Raw genomic sequence first — 5,693 nt, forward strand, 5'->3', positions numbered from 1 at the left:
TATACTATTTTTTGCCATTATATCACAAGTAATTACCTTAATGCAATTGTTATAATAGGTTTATAAGCGGCGAGGGCGGGAAGCGCCTGAGCAGACTGACAAGTATGATAAAATGGAGGTATTTGTTATTATGGCAAAAAGCAGATTAATCGGAAGCTACCCAGTAATCGGTATCAGACCTACCATCGATGGTCGTAGAGGAGCACTGGATGTAAGAGGATCTCTGGAAGAGCAGACAATGAACATGGCTAAGTCTGCTGCTAAATTATTAGAAGAGAACTTAAAATATTCCAATGGTGAGCCGGTTAAGGTTGTTATCGCTGACACTACAATCGGACGTGTTGGTGAGACAGCAGCATGTGCAGATAAATTCAGAAAAGAAGGCGTTGATATTACTCTTACAGTAACACCGTGCTGGTGCTATGGTTCTGAGACAATGGATATGGATCCTCAGACAATCAAAGCTGTATGGGGATTCAATGCAACAGAAAGACCTGGTGCAGTTTATCTTGCATCCGTTCTTGCTACACATGCACAGAAAGGACTTCCGGCATTCGGTATCTACGGACACGAGGTTCAGGATGCAGATGACACAACAATTCCGGAAGACGTTAAAGAAAAAATCCTCAGATTCGGACGTGCAGCAGTTGCAGCAGCTTCCATGAGAGGAAAATCCTGGCTGCAGATCGGTTCCATCTGTATGGGTATCGGCGGATCTATCGTAGATTCTGACTTTATCGAGTCCTATCTTGGAATGCGTGTAGAGTCTGTTGACGAGGTAGAGATCATCCGTCGTATGACAGAGGGCATCTATGATCATGAAGAGTTCGAGAAAGCTCTTGCATGGGCTAAGAAGACCTGCAAGATCGGCTTCGACAAGAACCCGGAAGAACTTCAGATGTCAGAAGAGAAAAAAGAAGAGCAGTTTGAATTTGTTGTTAAGATGGCAGTTATCATCAAAGAACTGATGAATGGATGTGACAATCTTGATCCTAAATTCTCTGAGGAAGCAATCGGCCACAATGCGATTGCAGCTGGTTTCCAGGGACAGAGACAGTGGACAGACTTCTATCCGAACGGTGACTTTGCTGAGGCTATGCTGAATACTTCCTTTGACTGGGAAGGCGCTAGAGAGCCATATATCCTGGCTACTGAGAACGACGTACTTAACGGTCTTGGAATGCTGTTTATGAAACTCCTTACAAACCGTGCACAGATGTTTGCAGACGTTCGTACATACTGGAGCCCGGATGCTGTTAAGAGAGTAACAGATTATGACCTTGAAGGTGTTGCAAAAGAGAACGGCGGTATCATCCATCTGATCAACTCCGGTGCATGCTGCCTGGATGCAAACGGCGGTGCTAAAGATGAGAACGGCAATGCTGTAATGAAAGAATGGTGGGATGTAACAGAAGCAGACCAGAAAGCAATCATGGAAGCTACTACATGGAACGCAGCTGACAACGGATATTTCCGTGGCGGCGGATTCTCTTCCAGATTTGAGACAAAAGACCAGATGCCTGCAACTATGATCCGTCTGAACCTTGTAAAAGGTCTTGGACCGGTTCTTCAGATCGCAGAGGGCTGGACAGTAGCTCTTCCGGAAGAAGTTTCTGATACACTCTGGAAACGTACAGACTATACATGGCCATGCACATGGTTTGCTCCAAGATGCGATGGCAAAGAAGGACCGTTCAAGACAGCTTATGATGTAATGAACAACTGGGGTGCAAACCATGGAGCAATCTCCTACGGACACATTGGTGCAGACCTTATCACAATGTGCTCTATGCTGAGAATTCCGGTTTGCATGCATAACGTTCCGGAAGAGAAGATCTTCCGTCCGGCAGCATGGAATGCATTCGGAATGGACAAAGAAGGCGCTGATTTCCGTGCTTGCAAGAACTACGGACCGCTTTACAAATAATTATCATATTGGTTGTTGTAAAATGCCATGATAGATGGGGGCTGTTGCAAAAGCAGAAAGTTCTGCTGGAGCAATAGCTCCTTCTTTATATTAAAAGGAGGACTATTGTGAGCAATTGTAATCTTTGTCCGCGGCAGTGCGGTGCAGACCGGGAAAATGGAAAATCCGGTATCTGCGGAGTATCAGGAAAAAATATGCTGGCAGCCCGGGCTGCGCTTCATTTTTGGGAGGAGCCCTGTATTTCCGGAGAGAAAGGCTCCGGGACAGTGTTTTTTTCCGGATGTCCGCTTCGATGCGTATATTGCCAGAATTATCAGATTGCCAGTACAGAGGTAGGGATGGAAATCAGTGAAGAGCGTCTCAAAGATATTTTTCTGGAGCTTCAGGAAAAAGGCGCTCATAATATTAATCTGGTAACACCTACCCATTATACGCCTGAAATTATCCGGGCAATAGGAAAAGCAAAAGAACAGGGATTAAGGCTTCCGGTTGTTTATAATTGCAGTGGTTACGAAAAAGTGGAAACACTGAAAACGCTGAAAGGGATTGTGGATATTTATCTGACAGATTTTAAATATATGGAAAAAGAAACGGCTGTTCGTTATTCGAAGGCTCCCGATTATCCGGAAATTGCCCGGGCAGCATTGAAAGAAATGATGGATCAGACAGGAGAAGCCAAATTTGACGAGAATGGAATCATGCAATCAGGCGTGATCGTAAGGCATCTTTTACTGCCCGGACATGTACGGAACGCCCGGGCAGTGGTAAAGTATGTTTATGAAACATACGGAAATCAGTTATATTTAAGTCTTATGAATCAGTATACTCCTCTTCCGCAGGTAAAAAAGGAATTTCCGGAACTGGATCGCAGAGTGACGGAAAGAGAATATCAGAGACTTATTTCATATGCTCTTGAACTGGGAATAGAAAATGCTTTTATCCAGGATGGAAAAACTGCGGAAGAAAGCTTTATTCCCATGTTTGATTATGAAGGCATCAGGAGTTAAAAAAATCGCACAGTTCATCCAGCTTTTTCAGTATTTCAGGATCCTCTGCCACAACGGAATCATCGGTTCCATGGAAAGAAATCAGTGGAAAGAGATTTGTGGCTTTGATATCCCGGAGAAGAATTTGGGCAGTATCGAAGGCTTTTTCCATGCTGCCTTTGCCTCCGCCAACTAAAAGTACTGCGGATTTTTTTTCTTTTGTTATAGGCATATCGTTTCTGAAAAACTTTGCACTGAAATATGTCTGCAGACGGCTTCCAAGATCCAGAAGCTTTCCGGTCAGCTCTGAAAAATAAATAGGTGAAGCAATAAGAACATTATCACATTCTTCAATGTAGGAATAAATCTCCTGCATTTCATCTTTTACACAGCAGCCGGGATTTTTCCAGCAGTAGCGGCAGTCTATACAGGGGGCAACGTTACAGTAATAGGCATCAACGACTTTGATCTCTCCCTGGAGATTTTTCTTCAAAATTTTTAAAAGACTTACAGTATCTCCGTTTTTTCGAGGAGAACCATTGAGTATAAGTGTTTTCAAAACAGATGTTTTCCTTTCGTTATTATAGATTGTTACTATTATAACAATTGAATAGAAAGTTTACAAGGGAAATAGCATTGATGTACATAGGGCTGCCGGGAACTTTGGTTACAGAAACAAACATGGACAGTATTTTCAGAAAAGAAACAGACTGTGCTGTAAAAGGTTCTTATGGTAAAATAATAGTGCATAGTAATTTTTATTAGGAAGGAGATATCGAAAACAAATATGCTGCATGAAAAAATTACAATTGAACCAGAAAGAAATAAGCAGAATGAAGCTTATATGATGACATATTTTTGGGAAGAATCACAGGAACTTTATCCGGGACAGCTGCGCCCGGTGATACTGATCTGTCCCGGAGGAGCATACCGGATGACTTCAGACAGAGAAGCAGAAGCTGTTGCAGTAAAGTTTATGAGCATGGGATATCACACAGTAGTTCTTCGTTACAGCGTTGCACCTGCAGTTTATCCAGCAGCTCTTCATCAGCTTGCAAAAGCAGTAAGTATTCTAAGAAAAGGCAGTGACCGGTGGCTGATCGATCCGGAAAAGATCCTTGTTATGGGATTTTCAGCAGGAGGACATTTGGCAGCATCCCTGGGAGTATTCTGGAATAAGGGAGAGATTACGGAAGAATTAAAGGTCAGTGCAGACGAAATACGTCCCAATGGAATGATACTCAGTTATCCGGTGATCACTTCCGGTCAGTATGGTCATCAGGAAAGCTTTCAGAACCTTTTGGGAAAACGCTATGAGGAATTAAGAGAAAAAATGTCTTTAGAGAATCAGGTGGATCAGGATACTCCCAGAACGTTTATCTGGCATACATTTGAGGATACAACAGTGCATCCGGAAAATTCTATAAGCTTTGTCAGATCTATGGTAAAACATGGAGTTCCTGTGGAATATCATCTTTTTCCGGAGGGAATTCATGGTGTAGGACTTGGAAATGAACTTACAGCAAATCCTGACGGAAGAGGGATTGTGAGAGCCTGTGGAGAGTGGAGCAGTCTTTGTGAAAAATGGCTGAATCGGGAATTTCCATGGTGGAAGCAGAAAAAATAAGGAAAATTGTCTTTTTATGTAAAAACAGCAGGAAAAAAACAGAACAAATAGGGATTACCAAACAAGAAAAACTGTGCTATGATAAAAGACAGAAAACCTACATAAAAAACTAAGGGGAGCGTAGAAAAATGAAAAAAACAGGAATGATATGGCTGATCGCGTTGATGTGCATGTTTTTTTCTGTGAACGTATGGGCAGATATATCGGATAAAAAGACAGAGCCTGATATTAAAACAGATTATTACATGATTGTAGAATCGAAACAAGGTGGTATAGACATTTATGCGCATCCTGATCTGGAGTCTTCAAAGTTAAACGAAGAACTGATTTCTAACGGAACAGCCCTGCATATCGAAGGAGAAGTGGAGGATACAGCTCATTCACGAACCTGGGGATATGTACAGTATCATGGGATGTACGGATATGTTCCTCTGGATGACTGCCGTCCTGCTCAGTCCAGAAAGGAAGCAATTGATTCTGAACTCTATATTGCAGGACGCGATCATGTAGACTACAATGCGGATTACGATGTAAAGGCATATACCAGTGAGGGAACGCAGAAACTTTATCAGGGTCCCGGAGAAAAATATGGAGAAGTTCCGGGAGTACGTGATATAAAAAATGGAGAATCCCTTCATATCACTCAGGATGCGGAACTGGTAGACGGCAGTCATTGGGGAGTGACAACCGTAGACGGAAAACAGGGCTGGATCAATCTGGATGATACAGAAGAAGCAGCCAGAAAAAGAGGAGAATTCTCAGAAAATGATACAGATTCAAAAAAAGAATTTGTTACTATGATCACAACAGAGGAAGCAGAGCTTTCCAAGACTCCTGAGGCTACGGAAGCACCGATGACAACAGCAATGCCTGAGACCACGGAAGCGCCAACAGCAACAGCAACGCCTGAAGCCACGGAAGCACCGACAGCAACAGCAACACCTGAAGCCACAGAAGCACCGACGGCAACAGCAACGCCTGAAGCCACAGAAACACTGACAGCTACAGAGACTCCTGAAGCTGAGGAAAAAGAAGTTTTTGTTTCTGCATCATCGGAGGAAGCAAATTCTTTGATTCCAACACCTTTTTGGTGGATAGCAGCAGCTGCAGTGATAGCAGTAGCAGGAATTTTGATTTATCATTTAAAAAAGAA

5 protein-coding genes are annotated in these 5,693 nt (G+C 42.9%); 4 read left to right on the forward strand and 1 reads right to left on the reverse strand.

The window, feature by feature from the left end; genetic code table 11:
* Nucleotides 1-130 precede the first annotated feature (130 nt).
* Both RDS42_RS11685 and RDS42_RS11690 read left to right on the forward strand, forming a co-directional pair.
* Nucleotides 131-1,927, forward strand: coding sequence for an L-fucose isomerase (locus RDS42_RS11685; protein ID WP_308783815.1), 1,797 nt, complete (start codon nucleotides 131-133; stop codon nucleotides 1,925-1,927).
* Between the two features lie 107 nt (nucleotides 1,928-2,034).
* Complete coding sequence (locus RDS42_RS11690; RefSeq protein ID WP_308783816.1) at nucleotides 2,035-2,934, forward strand: radical SAM protein; 900 nt, start codon at nucleotides 2,035-2,037, stop codon at nucleotides 2,932-2,934.
* On the opposite strand, the gene RDS42_RS11695 is transcribed toward RDS42_RS11690, so the two are convergent.
* Complete coding sequence (locus tag RDS42_RS11695; protein WP_308783817.1) at nucleotides 2,924-3,472, reverse strand: flavodoxin family protein; 549 nt, start codon at nucleotides 3,470-3,472, stop codon at nucleotides 2,924-2,926. The two genes, RDS42_RS11690 and RDS42_RS11695, sit on opposite strands and share 11 nt — an antisense overlap.
* Nucleotides 3,473-3,700: 228 nt before the next feature.
* Between RDS42_RS11695 and RDS42_RS11700 the strand changes: the two genes are divergently transcribed.
* Both RDS42_RS11700 and RDS42_RS11705 read left to right on the forward strand, forming a co-directional pair.
* A complete protein-coding gene (locus tag RDS42_RS11700; protein ID WP_308783818.1) occupies nucleotides 3,701-4,540 on the forward strand; it encodes an alpha/beta hydrolase in 840 nt (279 codons plus the stop codon).
* A gap of 128 nt (nucleotides 4,541-4,668) precedes the next feature.
* The coding region (locus RDS42_RS11705; RefSeq protein WP_308783819.1) for a hypothetical protein at nucleotides 4,669-5,693 on the forward strand (1,025 nt) is incomplete at its 3' end.

Source organism: uncultured Blautia sp., from assembly GCF_902497045.1.
Lineage (GTDB): Bacteria > Bacillota > Clostridia > Lachnospirales > Lachnospiraceae > Blautia_A.

Coding starts and splice junctions, on each gene's coding strand:
- RDS42_RS11700 (WP_308783818.1), top strand. CDS start 3,701: ATGCTGCATGAAAAAATTACAATTGAACCAGAAAGAAATAAGCAGAAT.
- RDS42_RS11685 (WP_308783815.1), top strand. CDS start 131: ATGGCAAAAAGCAGATTAATCGGAAGCTACCCAGTAATCGGTATCAGA.